At 59.8% G+C, this 17,853-nt stretch carries 13 protein-coding genes and 3 tRNA genes; 9 read left to right on the top strand and 7 right to left on the bottom strand.

Going from position 1 to position 17,853, the window contains the following annotated elements; genetic code table 11:
* Positions 1-27 precede the first annotated feature (27 nt).
* Positions 28-1,686 carry an acyl-CoA dehydrogenase family protein gene (locus EV281_RS01595; protein WP_132651218.1) on the top strand — a complete coding sequence of 553 codons (1,659 nt, stop codon included), beginning with the start codon at positions 28-30 and terminating at the stop codon, positions 1,684-1,686.
* Positions 1,687-2,223: 537 nt separating this feature from the next.
* Here EV281_RS01595 and EV281_RS01605 read toward each other — a convergent pair.
* Positions 2,224-5,091 carry a ribonuclease E/G gene (locus EV281_RS01605; RefSeq protein ID WP_132651219.1) on the bottom strand — a complete coding sequence of 956 codons (2,868 nt, stop codon included), beginning with the start codon at positions 5,089-5,091 and terminating at the stop codon, positions 2,224-2,226.
* 630 nt (positions 5,092-5,721) lie between these two features.
* On the opposite strand from EV281_RS01605, the gene EV281_RS01610 reads away from it, so the two are divergent.
* The 3 genes from EV281_RS01610 to prfB all read left to right on the top strand — a co-directional run bounded on the left by EV281_RS01610 (position 5,722) and on the right by prfB (position 10,912).
* The gene (locus EV281_RS01610) at positions 5,722-6,972 is read left to right on the top strand and encodes an N-acetylmuramoyl-L-alanine amidase (protein WP_132651220.1); all 1,251 of its coding nucleotides are present in this window, start codon (positions 5,722-5,724) and stop codon (positions 6,970-6,972) included.
* 259 nt (positions 6,973-7,231) lie between these two features.
* Complete coding sequence (locus EV281_RS01615; protein ID WP_132651221.1) at positions 7,232-9,679, top strand: penicillin-binding protein 1A; 2,448 nt, start codon at positions 7,232-7,234, stop codon at positions 9,677-9,679.
* A gap of 101 nt (positions 9,680-9,780) precedes the next feature.
* Positions 9,781-10,912, top strand: a protein-coding gene (prfB, locus tag EV281_RS01620; RefSeq protein ID WP_165911820.1) for a peptide chain release factor 2 whose coding sequence is annotated in 2 segments (ribosomal slippage) — positions 9,781-9,849 and positions 9,851-10,912 — 1,131 coding nt in all. Because the reading frame shifts where the segments join, the coding sequence is not laid out codon by codon here.
* A gap of 52 nt (positions 10,913-10,964) precedes the next feature.
* Here the strand turns inward: prfB and EV281_RS01625 are convergent.
* From EV281_RS01625 to EV281_RS01635, 3 genes are read right to left on the bottom strand one after another with little or no spacing between them, the layout of a single operon-like run.
* The gene (locus EV281_RS01625; protein ID WP_132651223.1) at positions 10,965-11,984 is read right to left on the bottom strand and encodes a dienelactone hydrolase; all 1,020 of its coding nucleotides are present in this window, start codon (positions 11,982-11,984) and stop codon (positions 10,965-10,967) included.
* A 30-nt stretch (positions 11,985-12,014) separates the two neighbouring features.
* Complete coding sequence (locus tag EV281_RS01630; protein ID WP_132651224.1) at positions 12,015-12,542, bottom strand: hypothetical protein; 528 nt, start codon at positions 12,540-12,542, stop codon at positions 12,015-12,017.
* A 4-nt stretch (positions 12,543-12,546) separates the two neighbouring features.
* Complete coding sequence (locus EV281_RS01635) at positions 12,547-13,320, bottom strand: NAD kinase (RefSeq protein WP_132651225.1); 774 nt, start codon at positions 13,318-13,320, stop codon at positions 12,547-12,549.
* A 263-nt stretch (positions 13,321-13,583) separates the two neighbouring features.
* Between EV281_RS01635 and EV281_RS01640 the strand changes: the two genes are divergently transcribed.
* Positions 13,584-13,659: transfer RNA gene (locus EV281_RS01640), tRNA-Thr, on the top strand.
* A 107-nt stretch (positions 13,660-13,766) separates the two neighbouring features.
* A complete protein-coding gene (locus EV281_RS01645; RefSeq protein ID WP_132651226.1) occupies positions 13,767-14,114 on the top strand; it encodes a hypothetical protein in 348 nt (115 codons plus the stop codon).
* Between the two features lie 249 nt (positions 14,115-14,363).
* On the opposite strand, the gene EV281_RS30995 is transcribed toward EV281_RS01645, so the two are convergent.
* The 3 genes from EV281_RS30995 to rlmB form a co-directional block, all read right to left on the bottom strand.
* The gene (locus EV281_RS30995; RefSeq protein ID WP_165911821.1) at positions 14,364-14,501 is read right to left on the bottom strand and encodes a hypothetical protein; all 138 of its coding nucleotides are present in this window, start codon (positions 14,499-14,501) and stop codon (positions 14,364-14,366) included.
* A 68-nt stretch (positions 14,502-14,569) separates the two neighbouring features.
* Positions 14,570-14,725, bottom strand: a complete 156-nt coding sequence (locus tag EV281_RS31000; protein ID WP_165911822.1) for a hypothetical protein — start codon at positions 14,723-14,725, stop codon at positions 14,570-14,572.
* Positions 14,726-14,907: 182 nt separating this feature from the next.
* On the bottom strand, positions 14,908-15,798 hold the full coding sequence (gene rlmB / locus EV281_RS01655) for a 23S rRNA (guanosine(2251)-2'-O)-methyltransferase RlmB (protein WP_132651227.1): 891 nt from the start codon (positions 15,796-15,798) through the stop codon (positions 14,908-14,910).
* Between the two features lie 204 nt (positions 15,799-16,002).
* On the opposite strand from rlmB, the gene EV281_RS01660 reads away from it, so the two are divergent.
* The 3 genes from EV281_RS01660 to tuf all read left to right on the top strand — a co-directional run bounded on the left by EV281_RS01660 (position 16,003) and on the right by tuf (position 17,701).
* Positions 16,003-16,087, top strand: a tRNA-Tyr gene (locus EV281_RS01660).
* 24 nt (positions 16,088-16,111) lie between these two features.
* Positions 16,112-16,185 (top strand) — tRNA-Gly (locus tag EV281_RS01665).
* A gap of 340 nt (positions 16,186-16,525) precedes the next feature.
* On the top strand, positions 16,526-17,701 hold the full coding sequence (gene tuf, locus EV281_RS01670) for an elongation factor Tu (RefSeq protein ID WP_112706399.1): 1,176 nt from the start codon (positions 16,526-16,528) through the stop codon (positions 17,699-17,701).
* Positions 17,702-17,853 lie beyond the last annotated feature (152 nt).

Genomic DNA, 17,853 nt, shown 5'->3' on the forward strand with positions numbered 1-17,853 from the left:
GCCGGGCTCATGAAATAGAAGCGAACAATGACATCCGCAAACCGGACCGAAGATAAACTCGCCGAACTCAACCAGCCGAGCCTCTGGTCGGGAATCAACGCCTATCGATCCGATCCGCTGATCGTCGACCTGACCGCCTCGCTGCCGCGCGCCATCCGTGAAGACCTTGAAAACATGGGCCGCTTCGTCACCTCGCCGGAAGCGCAGGAACTGGCGCGCATGGCAAACCAGGGCACGCCGCAGCTGCGCACTCACGGCCCGCGCGGCGAGCGATTGGACATCGTCGAATTCCACCCAGCCTGGCATGCGCTGATGCGCCGTTCGATGGCGTCGGGCCTGCATTCCTCGGTCTGGGACCCGCAGGCCGATACGGAGGCCAAGGATCAGGCCCATCATATTCGCGCAGCCCGTTTCTATCTGACCGCGCAGCTCGAATCCGGCCATCTTTGCCCGCTGACGATGACGAGCGCATCCGTTGCCGCCCTTTCGGCTTCACCGGCAGTCCAGAAGGACTGGGCACCGAAGATCCTCTCGCGCAAATACGACTCGTCCAACCGTCCGGCCATGCAGAAATCCGCCGTGACGATCGGCATGGGCATGACGGAAAAGCAGGGCGGCACTGATGTCCGTGCCAACACGACCGCGGCCGAGAAGGTGAGCGAGGGCATTTACCGGCTCTCCGGCCACAAGTGGTTCATGTCCGCGCCGATGAGCGACGCCTTCATCATGCTGGCGCAGACCAAGGAGGGCATGGGTTGCTTCCTGGTGCCGCGTCTGCTCGAGGACGGTTCTGCCAACGGTCTGCAATTCCAGCGGCTGAAGGACAAGGTCGGCAACCGCTCCAACGCGTCTTCCGAAGTAGAGTTCACGGATACGTTCGGCTTCCTGCTCGGTGGTCCCGATGCCGGCATCCGCACTATTCTCGACATGGTAACGCTGACACGGCTCGACTGCGCTCTGGCCTCTTCCGGCATCATGCGCGCTTCGCTCGCCGAGGCCGTTCACCATACCCGTGGTCGTAGCGTCTTTGGAAAGATGCTGGTCAACCAGCCGATCATGACCCGCGTGCTCGCCGATATGGCGCTCGATGTTGCTGCCGCCACGGCTCTTTCCTTCCGCTTGGCCGATGCCTTCGACAAGGCGCGCGGCAATGCGGAAGATGCCGCCTATGCCCGCGTCATGACGCCTGTCGCCAAATATTGGTGCTGCAAGATCGCCCCGTCGCTGATCTATGAGGCGATGGAGTGCATCGGGGGTAGCGGCTATATCGAGGAGCGCCCGATCGCGCGCCATTATCGCGAGGCCCCGGTCAATGCGATCTGGGAAGGCTCGGGCAACGTGATGGCGCTCGATGTGTTGCGCGTACTCAACCGCGGCAAGGATCTCTTCGAGACGGTCTTTGCAGGCTTTGCGCGTGATCTCGGCCCCGCCGGCAAGAAGACGATCGATGTGCTGCGCGCAGCAATCGCGTTGTGTGAACAGGATGAAGGCGCTGCTCGCCTTCTCGTCGAGCAGCTGGCGCTCGTTGCCGGCGCCGCCGAGCTTTATCGCCTTGGAGCAGGGCGCATCGCCGACGCTTTCATTGAGACCCGTCTTGCGGGTGGCTGGCGCTCCACCTATGGCATGCTCGATTCCCGTTTCGACGCGAGCTACATCGTCGACCTGCTCTATCCGCCGGCAGCGTGAATGCTGCCGATCCGCAACGCGCGGCAGGACGATCCTGATCAGATCTACGCCATCTCGTTTGCGACCGGTGATGGCGGGCAGGATCGAGCCATCTCTATCGCGACACAAGGCTAATCGGCCACAGCTATTCTGCGCCCTAGGTGGTGTTGAGCCCCGAAGCGACTGTCGTCGTGGAGGACGGGCAGGGCATTGCCGGCTATATCGTTGGCGCCTATGACACGCCGCCTTCGAAGCACGGCTGGAACGCGAATGGTGGCCAGTTCTGCGTGCCCGATATGCTGGCTGGCGTGAGCGGCATTCATCTCGGGGTTAATGACGGAAATCACGGCGGCCCGCTTCTGGTCCTCGCGCGGCTTCACGCGTCTCGTCCCGCCATTAGTGTCGCCATCCGAAACCACTGTCTGGTTCGGCCGTACACTCTAGCCCCAGGCATTCTTCCGATCGGCTACCAGGGTAAGGCACGTCATTCCAATGGACAAAAAAATCCGGCCGCGTTGCCGCAGCCGGATCGTGTCACTTATCGCCAAAAAACAGCTTTCAGAAGAAGCCGCGGCGCTGCCACCAGCCTGCCTTCTTCGGCTTGCCTTCGCCCTCCGCTTCCGCGCTCTCGGTGCGGGTCGAGGTAACGGTCGGCTCGGACGACGAGACATTGGATCCGCGGTTGGCGCGGACTGGCTTTGCCTCTTCCTGTGCCGGGGTTGCAAGATCTGCAGACGCTTCCGCTGCTTCCGGCTCGGCTTCGGTCGTGGTCTCGGCGACCGGCACTTCGATCACGGGCTCTTCGACCGGTGAAGGTGCAGCAGCAGCCTTGCGGCGGCCGCGGCCGCGTGCTGGCTTGACCTCTTCGACGACACTTTCGCCAGCTTCGACAGCGGCCATTGCCGGCTGATCTTCAACCGCTTCGGCCGCGACGGCTTCGATGACTTCTACCGTGGTCTCGGAAGTCTCGTCGGCTGCACTGTCGTCGCCTTCGTCAGCGTGATCACCTTCGGAAACGGCGCCGGCTTCAGCGCCTTCTTCACCGCGGTTGCGGCGGCCACCGCGCTTGCCGCGACGGCGGCGCTTGCGGCGCTGGGAGTCGTCACCTTCGGCGCGAGCCTCGGCCGGTGTTTCCACGGCATCGCTATCACCTTCGCTGCCGTCTTCCTCGCCTTCATCGCTGTCGTCAGCCTCGCCGGACACGGCGTCGGCGGCGATCTGCTGTTCGGCATTGCCGTTGCGGCCACGGCGGCGACGACGGCGCTTGCGCTTGCGTCCACCTTCGCCTTCGCTCTCCGCACGAGCAGCAGGGCGCTCGGCAACGGCAGGTTTTTCTTCCAGTTCTTCGTCTTCCTCCTCGTCATGCTCGATAACGACATCGTCGTCATCGTCATCCGGGATGGCTGCGAAATTGAAGAGGCTTTCGATCTTGACCGGGTTTTCCACCGGCTCGCCGCGATCGATCGCGAAATGCTGCGCACCGACAGAGCCATCTGCATCGATGATGATCGCCACACCGAAGCGGCTTTCATAATCGACGATCGTCTGGCGCTTGTGGTTCAGCAGATAAAGCGCGATGTCGGGCGTCGTGCGCACGGTGATATTGTGCGTCGTGTTCTTGAGTAGATATTCCTCGATGCCGCGCAGCACATGCAGGGCGACAGAAGACTGCGAACGGACGTGACCGGTGCCGCCGCAATGCGAGCAGACCTGCGTCGTCGATTCGAGAACGGAAGCGCGGATGCGCTGGCGCGACATTTCCAGAAGGCCGAAATGCGAGATGCGGCCGACCTGGATACGGGCACGGTCGTTCTTCAGGCATTCCTTCAGCTTCTTCTCGACAGCGCGGTTGTTGCGCTTTTCTTCCATGTCGATGAAGTCGATGACGATCAGGCCTGCAAGGTCGCGCAGGCGAAGCTGACGGGCGATTTCTTCCGCTGCTTCAAGGTTCGTCTGGAGCGCCGTATCCTCGATCGAATGCTCGCGGGTTGAGCGGCCGGAGTTGACGTCGATCGAAACCAGAGCTTCCGTCTGGTTCATGATCAGGTAGCCGCCCGACTTCAACGTCACCTGTGGCTGCAGCATACGGTCGAGCTGAGCCTCGATGCCGGAGCGCGAAAAGATCGGATGGATGTCGCGATAGGGCTGAACCACCTTGGCGTGGCTCGGCATCAACATCTTCATGAAGTCTTTCGCTTCACGATAGCCTTCTTCGCCGGCAACGATGATCTCGCTGATATCCTTGTTGTAGAGATCGCGGATCGAGCGCTTGATGAGCGAGCCTTCCTCGTAAACGAGGCAAGGAGCGGTGGAAGCGAGCGTCAGTGTGCGGACGTTCTCCCACAGGCGCATCAGGTATTCGAAGTCGCGTTTGACCTCAACCTTGGTGCGGTTCGCACCGGCGGTGCGCAAGATCACACCCATGCCATGCGGCACCTCCAGCATGCGGGCGATTTCCTTCAGCCGCTTGCGGTCCTGCGGGTTGGTGATCTTGCGGGAAATGCCGCCGCCGCGTGCCGTGTTCGGCATCAGGACCGAGTAACGGCCGGCGAGCGAGAGATAAGTGGTGAGAGCAGCACCCTTATTGCCGCGCTCTTCCTTGGCAACCTGCACCAGCAGGATCTGGCGGCGCTTGATGACTTCCTGGATACGGTACTGCTTGCGCAGCTTGCGCTGCACCCGGTCCGGAACTTCTTCCATCGCATCTTCAGCGCCGACCGATTCGATGACTTCCTCTTCGCCATGGTCGTCGTGATCATCGTCGTCGTCATCATCGTGACGACGCTTGGAGACGTCGACGTCTTCGGAAATGGAGTCGGTTTCGACCATCGCGGCCATTTCGCCGCCGGAGGAACCTTCGTCGTCATTGTCAGCAACAGATGCCTCGGATGCTTCCGGTGCCGCTGCTTCTTCGGCGACCGGTTCGGCTACCTTCTTGCGGCTGCGGCGGGCGCGGGGCTTCTTGGCAGGGGCTTCTTCAGCAACGGGCGCTTGTTCTTCAGCTGCGGCAGCTTCCACTTCCGGAGCGGCTGTTTCGGGCTGCTCGATTGGAACGATACCGATATCGGGCTGTTCCTGTGTCGACAGATCGACCAGCGGAGCAGTTTCGACATGCTCGACATCTTCGTCGCGGCGATGCTCTTCGGCTTCGGCGCGAAGCAGGGCCTGACGATCGGCTAGCGGAATCTGATAATAATCGGGATGAATTTCGGCGAAGGCCAGGAAACCGTGCCGGTTGCCGCCGTAATCGACGAAGGCGGCCTGCAGCGAGGGTTCGACCCTCGTCACTTTTGCAAGATAAATGTTGCCGCGGATTTGCTTCTTGTGCTGCGACTCGAAATCAAATTCTTCTATGCGGTTCCCGCGAACGACAACGACGCGCGTCTCTTCCTCGTGAGACGCATCGATAAGCATTTTGTCTGCCATGTAAGCTGAGCTCCTCGGCGAGGCCGCGAGAGCGCATTCCCGACTGCTATTGACACAGGAAGAATGCGGTCCGCCGTGGCCGCGCCGGATAATGAAAGTCGCGATTGGTGCGAGGGGGAGGGCAGCAGCCAGACAGCAGCCGGAACCGTTTCGTTCCGGGGCCTGTACACTTCAGATAAAACCTGCTGCGAAACCATCAACAACCAAGCGTGATCGACAATGACGAAGACCCAGTTCGGGTCCGATGAGTTTGCTCCCTGAGAGCGTGGTGGCTGATCCACCGATGAAATCCCAGCATGAAGCCGGAAAATCAGGATCCAGTTCTCGGGCGGAAATGCATTAGACGGCGGACGATTACCGGTTGTGGCGCCAGGTCCGGGGGCGGCTGGCTGCCTCGCGGCGACTCTATCCCGTCAACACTTCTACCCTAAAATTCGTTGTATGTTTTCTCTGTCACAATAGCAAGGGAAAAGCCAAATGTGCCATAATATTGATGGATTTCGCATCGCATAAACGCTCGGGGACAAGCGACCCTGATTCGCGCCTCGGCGCATGCGTGCTCGACTTCAGCGGGTGTCGGCGGGGACGATGTCGAGTCCATCGCGGAAATATATAGGGTGTGGCGGGCTATTGTTTAAGAGGTTGCGGATCGCGGCGGAATTGTCCGCAGGGCGAAAACTGAGTTTTGCGGCGTGTCTTTTCGCTTTGGCGGCGCTTTGCGCAGTTCCGGGCAGTGCCGCCGATATAAAGGATCCCCTGCTGGCTTACGGGGCGCGCATCGTTGGCGACGATGCCAGAACCCGTATCGTCATTGATTTCGACCGTGAGCCGCGTTTCTCCGTCCACTATATCGCCAATCCCGAGCGCATCGTCGTCGACCTGCCGGCAACAGCTTTCGGCTTTCCGGCCAAGGACCTCGCAGCACGCGGCCTGTTCAAGGATATTCGTTATGGCGCCATGGAAGAAGGAAGCGCGCGCATCGTGTTGACGGCAGCGCGCCCGGTTCAACTCGCGATGGCCGAGGTGCAGACGGATGAGAACGGCAACAGCCACCGGCTGGTGCTCGATGCCGAGATGATCGACAAACAGAAGTTCGCCGAACTGGTGAAAACCCAGTCCTGGACCGACGAGGCTGATGCGGCGCAGACGACGAGCGCCATTCCACAGCCGGAAAACAGCGCGCCTGGAGATTTCGTCATTGCTGTGGATGCCGGCCACGGCGGTATCGACACGGGCGCCATCGGCGTCGATACGAAGACCGCAGAAAAGCAGGTAACGCTTGCTTTCGCCAAGGCCCTGGCCGATCGCTTGAACAGGGAGCCGGGCATCAAGGCCTTCCTCACGCGCGATGACGACGAGTTCCTCTCGCTCTCGCAGCGTGTGCTGATCGCCCGTCAAAACCACGCCGGTCTCTTTATTTCCCTTCATGCCGATACGTTGAAACAGAAGGACATTCGCGGCTCGACCGTCTACACGATTTCCGACAAGGCCTCGGACAAGCTCGCCGCCGATCTTGCCGAACGTGAAAACCTGTCCGATCAGATCGCCGGCAAGGAAACGGTCGCCGAGCCGCCGGAAGTCGCCGATATCCTTCTCGACCTGACGCGACGGGAGACGCAGGCCTTCTCGATCTCGCTCGCCGAAAATGTACTCGCTTCCTTCAAGGATCAGGTGGGCACGATCAACAATCCACATCGTCATGCCGGTTTTCGTGTGCTGCAGGCGCCGGACGTTCCTTCCATCCTGCTCGAACTCGGCTTCCTCTCCAATGTCGATGACGAGAAGCTCCTGCTTGACGACAACTGGCGCAGAAAGATGGCCGATCTGTTGACGGATGCAGTGAAGCGTTATCGCGCGGGCCTTATGGCTAACGGCGGCTAGATCAGGCGTGGCCCGGAAGTGACACCCGGGCCGAAACCGAACCTCGCGCCGGTAGGGAAGGGGAAAGTGGCGGATCGAGCCCTATTTTGCTCACATTCGCGCCGTTACTCCGGTCTATATGTTTCGCACAAGCAAGACGAAATCGGCTTGTGGCGCCAACGCGCATGGAGTAAGCCGCGCAGCGTGCAAAGAGATATGATCTGTGCGATTGTGCGGCTGCGCCGATCTAATGATTAGAAATACCGGTAGCTGAAAAAATATGGTTAGACTTCTTGGATATTTCTTCGGAATAGCGTGTGTCGGTTTCCTGGCCGCTGCGGCTGTCGTCGGCGTTTACCTTGCCGGCGTCACGAAGGATCTTCCGGATTATGCTGTATTGAGCAGCTACGAGCCGCCGGTCACCACGCGTGTCCATGCCGGCAACGGCGCGCTGATGGCCGAATATGCCAAGCAGCGGCGCCTGTTCCTGCCAATCCAGGCCGTGCCCGACCGCGTGAAGGCGGCCTTTCTTTCTGCCGAAGACAAGAATTTCTACCAGCATCCGGGTATCGATATCACCGGATTTATGCGCGCCGTGGTTGCCTATTTGACCGGCGGTCCGACGCAAGGCGGCTCGACCATCACCCAGCAGGTGGCCAAGAACTTCCTTCTGTCCAGCGAACAGACCATGGAGCGCAAGGCCAAGGAAGCGATCCTGTCCTTCCGCATCGAACAGGCATACAGCAAGGACAAGATTCTCGAGCTTTATCTAAACGAGATTTTCTTTGGCCTGAATTCCTACGGCGTTGCCAGCGCTTCGCTCACCTATTTCAATAAGTCCGTCAGCGAGCTGAGCATTGCCGAGGCAGCCTATCTCGCCTCGCTGCCGAAGGGGCCGGCGAATTACCATCCCTTCCGTCATCCCGATGCCGCCATCACGCGCCGCAACTGGGTCATCGATCGCATGGTCGAAAATGGCTATGTCAGCCAGAGCGACGGCGAGGACGCCAAGAAGCAGCCGCTCGGCGTCACCGCCCGCAACAGCGGCCCATCCCTTTTTGCCTCCGATTACTTCGCCGAAGCCGTCCGTCGCCAGCTCATCGACCAATATGGCGAGAAGGCGCTCTATGAGGGCGGTCTTTCGGTGCGAACTTCGCTCGATCCGCAGATGCAGCTTGCGGCCCGAAAGGCGCTGCAGGACGGTCTGATCAATTATGACGAGCGTCGCGGTTTCCACGGCCCGATCAAGCAGATCGCCATGTCGGGTGACTGGGGACCGGCGCTCGCTGACATCCCGGCCCTTTCCGACGTGCCTGAATGGCGCTTGGCGGTCGTACTCGCCGTCTCCAGCGATAGCGTCGATATCGGCCTCCAGCCGCCAAAGGATGGCGGCGGCAAAGTTTCGAACGTACGTGAGCGGGGCTCGATTGCCGCCAAGGACATGCAATGGGCATTCCGCTCCGCCACAGGCGACCGCAAGACGACGAAATCGCCGGTCGGCGTCGTCTCGGCAGGCGATGTCGTGTATGTCGAGCGGATCGGTGGTGACGGTTCGAGCTCCTATCGTTTGCGCCAGCCGCCGAAGGTGCAGGGCGGCCTCGTCGCCATGGACCCGAAGACCGGCCGCGTTCTTGCCATGGTCGGCGGCTTCTCCTACGCCCAGTCGGAATTCAACCGTGCCACGCAGGCCATGCGTCAGCCGGGCTCCTCCTTCAAGCCCTTCGTCTACGCTGCCGCCATGGACAACGGCTACACGCCGGCCTCGGTCATCATGGACGCGCCGATCGAGATCGTTTCGGGCGGCCAGGTCTGGAAGCCGGAAAACTACGGTGGCGAAGTCGCCGGCCCCTCGACACTGCGTTCGGGCATCGAAAATTCGCGCAACCTGATGACGGTGCGCCTCGCCAACGATCTCGGCATGAATATCGTTGCCGAATATGCCGAACGCTTCGGCATCTACGATAAAATGCCGCCGCTGCTTGCCATGTCGCTCGGCTCGGGCGAGACGACGGTGCTGCGCATGGTCTCGGCTTACTCGGTCATCGCCAATGGCGGCAAACAGATCAAGCCGACCCTGATCGACCGCATTCAGGACCGCTACGGCAAGACGATCTTCAGGCATGAAGAACGTCTTTGCGAAGGCTGCAATGCCGGTGACTGGCAGAGCCAGGAAGAACCCAATATCGTCGATAACCGTGAGCAGGTTCTCGATCCGATGACCTCTTACCAGATCACCTCGATGATGCAGGGCGTCATCCAGCGCGGTACGGCTGCCGGCAAGGTCAATCTCGACGGCCGTGACGTTGCCGGCAAGACCGGCACGACCAACGATGAGAAGGATGCCTGGTTCGTCGGCTTCACGCCCGATTTGGTCGCAGGCCTCTACATGGGGTTCGATACGCCAGCTCCGCTCGGTCGCGGCGGCACCGGCGGCGTCCTCTCGGCGCCGATCTTCAACGAATTCATGCAGGCTGCCGTCAAGGACATGCCGGAATCGAAATTCGTCGTCCCGGCCGGCATGAACATGGTTGCGATCAACCGCAAGACCGGCATGGCCGCGGTCGACGGCGAACCGGGCACCATCATCGAAGCCTTCAAGCCCGGCACCGGCCCCGCCACCAGCCTCTCGGTCATCGGAATGGATGGCACGATGGCGCCGGAGGAAATCCTGCGCACGTCGCCGCAGGCAAACCAGGCGGTTCAGACCAACACGCCCGGCCTTTTCTGATCACGACCGATCTCCATTGCGCCAGCCACGGCTCTTTACATCCGTGGCTGGCGTCTCTATGTCACCAGCCTGACAGAATACCGAGGCAAAGAAGCAGGAAAATGCGAGCGGAAATCCAGAACGTAGTCGATGAAACCAAGCAGGCTATCACCCTGCTGAGGAGGCATCTTTGACTGGGACCAGGCGGTAAGACGACTGGACTGGTTGAACAACAAGGCAGAGGACCCCAACCTCTGGAACGATGCGCAGGAAGCTCAAAAGCTGATGCGCGAGCGCCAGCAGCTCGATGACGGCATCAATGGCGTCAGGACGTTGGAACGGCAGCTCTCCGACAACATCGAGCTCATCGAACTCGGGGAAGAGGAAGGCGATGAGAGCGTCGTCAAGGAAGCCGAGGACACACTGAAAAGCCTGCAGGCCGAGGCTGCTCGCCGACAGGTCGAAGCGATGCTGTCAGGCGAGGCCGATGGCAACGACACCTATCTGGAAGTTCACTCCGGCGCGGGTGGCACGGAAAGTCAGGACTGGGCGAACATGCTGCTGCGCATGTACACCCGCTGGGCCGAGCGGCAGCGCTTCAAGGTTGAACTGATGGAAGTGCATGACGGCGAAGAAGCCGGCATCAAGTCCGCGACCCTGCTGATCAAGGGTCACAATGCCTATGGTTGGCTGAAGACGGAATCGGGCGTACACCGCCTCGTGCGTATCTCGCCTTACGACAGCAACGCGCGCCGCCATACGTCCTTCTCGTCGATTTGGGTCTATCCGGTCGTCGACGACTCGATCAATATCGAGATTAACGAAAGCGATTGCCGTATCGATACCTACCGTTCGTCAGGCGCCGGCGGTCAGCACGTCAACACGACGGACTCGGCGGTGCGTATCACGCATATTCCGACCGGTATCGTCGTAGCCTGTCAGCAGGAGCGTTCGCAGCACAAGAACCGCGCCAAGGCGTGGGAAATGCTGCGTGCGCGTATGTATGAAGCCGAGCTGAAGAAGCGCGAAGAGGCCGCCAATGCCGAAGCCGCCTCGAAGACGGACATCGGCTGGGGTCATCAGATCCGTTCCTACGTCCTGCAGCCCTATCAGCTCGTCAAGGACCTGCGCACCGGCGTTGCGAGCACGGCTCCCGACGACGTGCTCGACGGCGACCTGAACGAATTTATGGAAGCAGCACTCGCTCACCGCATCAGCGGCGCAGCCGATGCCGTCGTGGATGACATCGACTGAGCAGCAGAGACAGCCTGACACAGGGAGCCCCGGAGACGGGGCTCTTCTTTTTTCAGGCGTCTGCGGAAATATCGATGTCGTGAAAGAACGCCCCCGCCAAATTGGCGATCTTCTCGTGGACATCGGCGCGTTCTATCCCGGCCGGATCAGTAAACAAGTGCTCCGCAAAGGAAAGTCCCAATGCCGTGCCTTCCGGCAGGAAGACATAATGTCCAAGGCCACCCGGCAGGATTTTCAAGGCGCTTCGGTGAAGGCGCGCATGCAGCCACGACGAACATTCTTCCACTGGGGCCGTATTGTCGGCATCGCCCACCAGAATAAGCTGAGGTCTACGGATGGCTTTCAGGCTCTCCTCGCTGAAGCCGCGGACGGAGCGACCCGGCGCGCAGACTAACGCACCCCTGATCCTGTCGTCGCGATAGGATTGCGACATGCGTGACCAAGATTGGCGAAATACCGTGCTCGTGCGAAGCAGCGACGGAATATGATCCGCGAGGTCGGGAAACTCCATCGGACCGCGCGGCCCTCCCGGCTTCAGCCTCGATTGTTCGAATTGCGAGAACTGCGCGACAGCGCCGAGGAGCAGCATCACCGTATAGGCGCCAGCTGAAAATCCGGCGGCGAACACGCTGTCGGTGTCGAAATGCCCGGCGAGATCATCCTGCCAGTCTTTTTGGCGATTGAGCATGAGGCTCAAGTCGGGCGCACGCTCCCAGAGGCAGGCAAAACCCTCGGCGCGATAAGGCTCGCCGCCGGTATTGCCGTGATGGTTGACGCCGAGCGCGATAAACTCCTGCCTGACCAGGCGGCGAGCAAGCCACTCCAGCCCGGCGGCTGAGCCGCCGGTCCCATGCGACAGCAGGACCAGCGGATAGGGTTTTGCCGCCGGCCGAATGGGCGCATCACGGGCGACCGCAACCCTCCGGAACCAGCTTCGTCCCGGAATCTCGGTTTCAACCGCCTCTTCGGCTGCCGGGTACCAGAGAGACCAGCGGACAGGTCTCGGGCCGGTCCCCTCCCAATCCGGGCGTGTCTCGTCATGGAGAACACCTTCGCGAAAGCCGAGTTTCATGGCCTGGCCTTGATGATCGTCCCGCGACGCTCAGTTGGTCGCTTTCTCCACGGTAATATCGCCGAACTCATCGATCAGCACCGTCCAGCCGTCGGATTCAGCTGCAGGATCAGTCTTGAGGAAAACTGTGGCGAAAAGGCCCGGCTCCTTAATCATGCCGCTCGAATTCTCGGGCCGGATGTCCGTGACGTAGGGCTTGAGATCATTGATTTCCTGCAGTTCGACCGTCGAGATGATAGTAGGCCCGGCCTCACTCAGTTCGGTCTGTTGCAGATAGACCTTGGAGGTTTTGTCAGGCTGGCGCACGGCGAAGAGCTTGTAGTAGCCGTGCCGCTGCTGCGGCTTGGCATCTTCGGTGCTGACGCTCTGCGTGGTTGTCGGCGCGCGCTCCACCGGCAGAGAGTTCCCGTCATCTTCCCAATAGCCGGTGCTGGTCGCAAAGATGATCGATGCCGGCAGGATGTCGTCGTGAACGGGCTGCGCCCCGGCAGTTGCGGCCGTTCCCGTCATACTACCAGCCAGAATGAGCGTCGCCATGAATGCTCGCCGCATCGCCATCGTCTCAGTCCTCGAATTGTTCTGCCAGAATCCGGTCCGACCAGGAGCGGTCGGGGTCGGAAAGGATGCGCGCCGTCATGTCTTCGGACTGGGCGATGCGCACATGCAGTACGGATTTGACCTCCGTATTATCAGCCACGGCATTTACCGGCCGCTTGTCGGCTTCCAATATGCCAATATCGACAGTCACCCGGTTGGGAAGCAACGCTCCGCGCCAGCGTCGCGGACGGAAGGCGCTGACCGGCGTCATAGCAAGCAGGGGAGCCTCCAGCGGCAGAATCGGGCCATGGGCCGAAAGATTATAGGCGGTGGAGCCGGCCGGGGTTGCCACCATCAGGCCGTCGCAGATGAGCTCCTCCAGCCGCACATGTCCATCGATTTCCACGCGGAGCTTCGCCGCCTGATACGACTGGCGGAAAAGATAGACCTCGTTGATCGCAAGCGCAGATGATTTGCTGCCGTCGGCATTGGTGGTCGTCATCTTCAGCGGATGAAACGCATTTTCCACAGCGGCACAGATGCGGTCCTGCAGATCTGTCGTCTTATAGTCATTCATCAGAAAGCCGACCGAGCCGCAATTCATGCCATAGACGAGCTTACCGCTGTTCATCGTGCTGTGCAGCGTCTGGAGCATGAAGCCGTCTCCACCGAGCGCGACGATCACATCGGCCTCATTGGCGGGGACATCGCCATAGAGGCGAATCAGTTCGTCCCGCGCGGCGAGGGCTTCTGCGGTCGGCGAGGCGATAAAAGAAAGCGTCTGAAATGAACGGCCCATGCAATGCCCTTTGTTATGCTGCTCTAGCTAAAGGATAAAGGGCTTGTACGACAAGACGTTTTGCGTTGCGATGAAGTTCGAACGATCTCCAGGCGCGGATAAATCTGCCGTCGATTTTGATCGGGAACAGGTCGGCGTGGGGCGAGGCATGTTTTAGCAGGCCGCAGCGCCAATTAATATCCGACTGTGGATAGCCTCATCGAGGCGCCGGATAAGCCAAATTTTCTTTACAAAAGATCAGAATCTGCTACTTCGCAGCCATTGCCCTTGTAGCTCAGTTGGTAGAGCACCTGATTTGTAATCAGGGGGTCGCGGGTTCGAACCCTGCCGGGGGCACCATCTTTCCAGGCAAACTTCATGATATGAACAGAGACTGAAGAGCCGATTCAGGGGCAATTCAGACGCGCTCGGCCATTCTCACTTCATCAGAAATGAGGAAGTGAGCCATGAGGATCTCCAGTTTTCTCCTAGCAGCCGTCCTTTCGGCCGGTACTTTGTTTTCCGCCGTCGCCCCGGCTGCGGCTGTCCCTCTCGACCGTCAAGCCATCTCGCTACATGGCGACGTAATCCAGACCCGCGGCGGTGATCGGGATTGGGGAGGCCGCGATCGTGATGATCGCGATTGGGATGATCGCTATGACTGGGGCGAGCGTCGCCATTGGCGTGAACGTCGCTACTGGCGCCCGGCCTGGGGCTATGAGCGCCGCTGGAGCCCGTGGCAGGAAGAGCGCTGGCGTGAACGTCAATATTGGCGGCGCCATCAGGGTGGACCCTATTGGCTCTATCGGGGCTGAGGGCTGACGCAGACTGGCCATTTTCGAATCCGAACAAATCCCGTCGCAAGCTTGACGTCTTGCGACGGGATTTTCGCGTGTTCTCCAATTGCCGTATGCAAATATTATTGACTGGTGGTCAGCCAATGAGCCGGAATCGTAAAAGAGGTAGGCAAGCAGGACTCCGGTGACTGGGAAGGCAAGCTAGCGATCGGGGCAAAAGCCTGCGCGTCCTTCGCCTCTTTCGATAAAGCGATCTGACATCAAGTTTCACTTCTGCGCGGCCTCGTTCACGCTCGATTCGATTTTGGTGCCGTTGCCGGTCTGTCCGGCACCGGACGGAGACATGATCGCGATGCTGAGCACCGAGACTATCATGACGGCAACGACGGCAATCATCAGACGCATGAACGTTCAAATCCCTGTTTGTCTTGAGGGGATTAAACGTCGGACGGCTTTTGAGGGTTCCGTGTTGGCTACTGGGCCGGCTGGGAGGTATTTGCTGGCGCCGTGGGTGCCAGCGGGTCCGGCTGCCGGATCGGGTGCGATTTGTCCACCCAGATGATACTCAGAATGATCAAGACGAAGACCGCGATGAAGAGAACTCCGAAGATCAGCGGCCGAAGTGCCATAATGCGGATTTCCTTCTTACCTGCGCCCCTGGAAAAGAAGTGTCGCCGAGCGCATTGATCGGCCGGCTTTTCCAAGGCAAATATGGACCATGAGTAGAGGCGTTCAACCGCAAGCGCGGGAATCCTTGCCTGTTTCCACGACATATTAGCGGTCGCTGCCTGAGAAAAGCCGGCGCTTGTACCTATGCCTTCAGATGCAGGCGTGCTGCATAGAGGGCTATCGCCGCGGCATTTGATACGTTCAGCGATTTGATGGCGCCAGGCATGTCGAGACGGGCGAGCGCATTGACGGTCTCGCGGGTTTTCTGCCGCAGGCCCTTGCCTTCCGAACCGAGCACCAAGGCAACCCGATCTCCCGAGAAAGTGCCTTCAAGCGGCGTCGGCCCTTCCGAATCGAGGCCGATGGTAAAGAAGCCAAGCTTGTGCAACTCACCGAGCGCATCGGAAAGATTGGTGATCTGTATATAAGGTATGAGTTCCAAGGCGCCGGATGCGGATTTTGCAAGCACGCCGGATTCGGTCGGACTATGTCTCTGGGTGGTGATAACCGCGCCGGCACTGAACGCCACTGCCGAGCGCATGATCGCGCCGACATTGTGCGGATCGGTCACCTGGTCGAGCACGAGAAGCAGCGGGCTGTCCTTCAGCGCTTCCAGCCGCCGGACGGGCAGCGGCCGCGTTTCCAGCATCACGCCCTGGTGAATTGCCTCCGGGTCGAGCACCTTGTCGATATCATGAGGCGAAACCACTTCGACAGGAATGCCGATTGCGTCCGGATTGATCTCCAGTCGCGCAAGCGCGTTTTGTGTCACCGACAGCTTGATGTTCTTGCGCTCGGGGTTTTCAAGCGCGGCGCGAACGGTATGAAGACCGTAAAGGAAAACCTGATCGGGCGCGAGCGCCGGCGGCCTCCAGTCGTCCGCTCCGCGCTTGCGCTTCTGTGGTGCGGGGGTCGGAATTTCACCGCGCTCGCGCTTGGCGTCGCGGTGCGCGCGCCGGAGCGTTGCGTAATGCGTGTCCTTTGCGGACTTGTCGGTGGCGGGCTTTCCGCCGGATTTGTTATCTTTGCTCATGCGGCTTTATAACGATGGCGCTTGTTGCCGCATAGGCCCTCTTTCGTATGCCGGCTTTCAACAGGCGTTGAAATTTTTCCTGTCTTTTCCATTGTCATCGTGTTGACAGACTGAAATCGTCCGGTCATATACGCGGCGCAGACGACGGGGCGGCAACGCTTCAACGTCTGACGAACTTGGTCTCACGATCCGGACGAAACGACTGGAGAGATGCCCGAGTGGTTAAAGGGGACGGACTGTAAATCCGTTGGCTCAGCCTACGTTGGTTCAAATCCAACTCTCTCCACCATTCGTCACTGGATCGGACCATCCCGCGGGTATAGCTCAATGGTAGAGCAGCAGCCTTCCAAGCTGAATACGCGGGTTCGATTCCCGCTACCCGCTCCATCTGTTTCCCTCTCGTCGAATACTTATCGTATCGGTTCGCACCCGAACCGGACGGTTTGCTTTGCCGGCATCCCGTGATGATAGCCAAAATGAGCACCGTCCGCTCGAGCTTGGATGAGATGCAAGCCCGGATCTTCTGTCGATTTCCCTTGGGATTTCAGTTGTTTTGGGAAGGCCGCGGCCGAATCACCTTGAGAGTTGCGAATTATCGCCCATATGCGCTGACAGGCCTAGAATGGCGTCTGCAATTAAGTCTTGCGCAATTTCGCCGAAAGCCTTAAACGGCGGCACTAAACCGGTTCGCCGGGGTCACCCATTTACGTCCACAGGAAGCATTCAAATGGCAAAGAGTAAGTTTGAGCGCAACAAGCCGCACGTCAACATTGGCACGATCGGCCACGTTGACCACGGCAAGACGTCTCTGACGGCAGCGATCACGAAGTACTTCGGTGAATTCAAGGCGTATGACCAGATCGACGCAGCGCCGGAAGAAAAGGCACGCGGCATCACCATTTCGACGGCTCACGTCGAGTATGAGACGGCCAACCGTCACTATGCGCACGTCGACTGCCCCGGCCACGCTGACTATGTGAAGAACATGATCACGGGTGCGGCGCAGATGGACGGCGCGATCCTGGTTTGCTCGGCTGCTGACGGCCCGATGCCGCAGACGCGCGAGCACATCCTGCTTGCCCGCCAGGTTGGCGTTCCGGCGATTGTCGTGTTCCTCAACAAGGTCGACCAGGTTGACGACGCCGAACTGCTCGAGCTCGTCGAACTGGAAGTTCGCGAACTCCTGTCGTCCTACGACTTCCCGGGCGACGACATCCCGGTCGTCAAGGGTTCGGCCCTTGCAGCTCTTGAAGACAGCGACAAGAAGATCGGCGAAGACGCGATCCGCGAGCTGATGGCTCAGGTTGACGCCTACATCCCGACGCCTGAGCGTCCGATCGACCAGCCGTTCCTGATGCCGATCGAAGACGTGTTCTCGATCTCCGGCCGTGGTACGGTTGTGACGGGCCGTGTCGAGCGTGGCATCATCAAGGTTGGTGAAGAAGTCGAGATCGTCGGCATCCGTCCGACGTCGAAGACGACGGTGACCGGCGTTGAAATGTTCCGCAAGCTGCTCGACCAGGGCCAGGCTGGCGACAACATCGGTGCTCTGGTTCGCGGTGTGAACCGTGACGGCGTCGAGCGTGGCCAGATTCTGTGCAAGCCGGGCTCTGTCAAGCCGCACAAGAAGTTCAAGGCCGAAGCCTATATCCTGACGAAGGAAGAAGGCGGCCGTCATACGCCGTTCTTCACGAACTACCGTCCGCAGTTCTACTTCCGCACGACGGACGTCACCGGCATCGTGACGCTTCCGGAAGGCACGGAAATGGTCATGCCTGGCGACAACGTCACGGTTGACGTCGAGCTGATCGTTCCGATCGCGATGGAAGAAAAGCTTCGCTTCGCCATCCGCGAAGGCGGCCGCACCGTCGGTGCAGGCATCGTCGCTGCTATCGTCGAGTAATCTCGGGATAACCCTGATTAAGGAAAAACCTCGCTGGAAACGGCGGGGTTTTTTCGTTTCTAATGACTGTCCGCCCGTTCATGAGATGTTGTAAAAATATCGTTAAAATTAGCTCACGCGACAATTTATTCATCTCACGTTCAGAAAGCGTT

Origin of the sequence: Rhizobium sp. BK418, assembly GCF_004341105.1 — a bacterium.
In the GTDB taxonomy this organism is placed as follows: Bacteria; Pseudomonadota; Alphaproteobacteria; order Rhizobiales; family Rhizobiaceae; genus Rhizobium.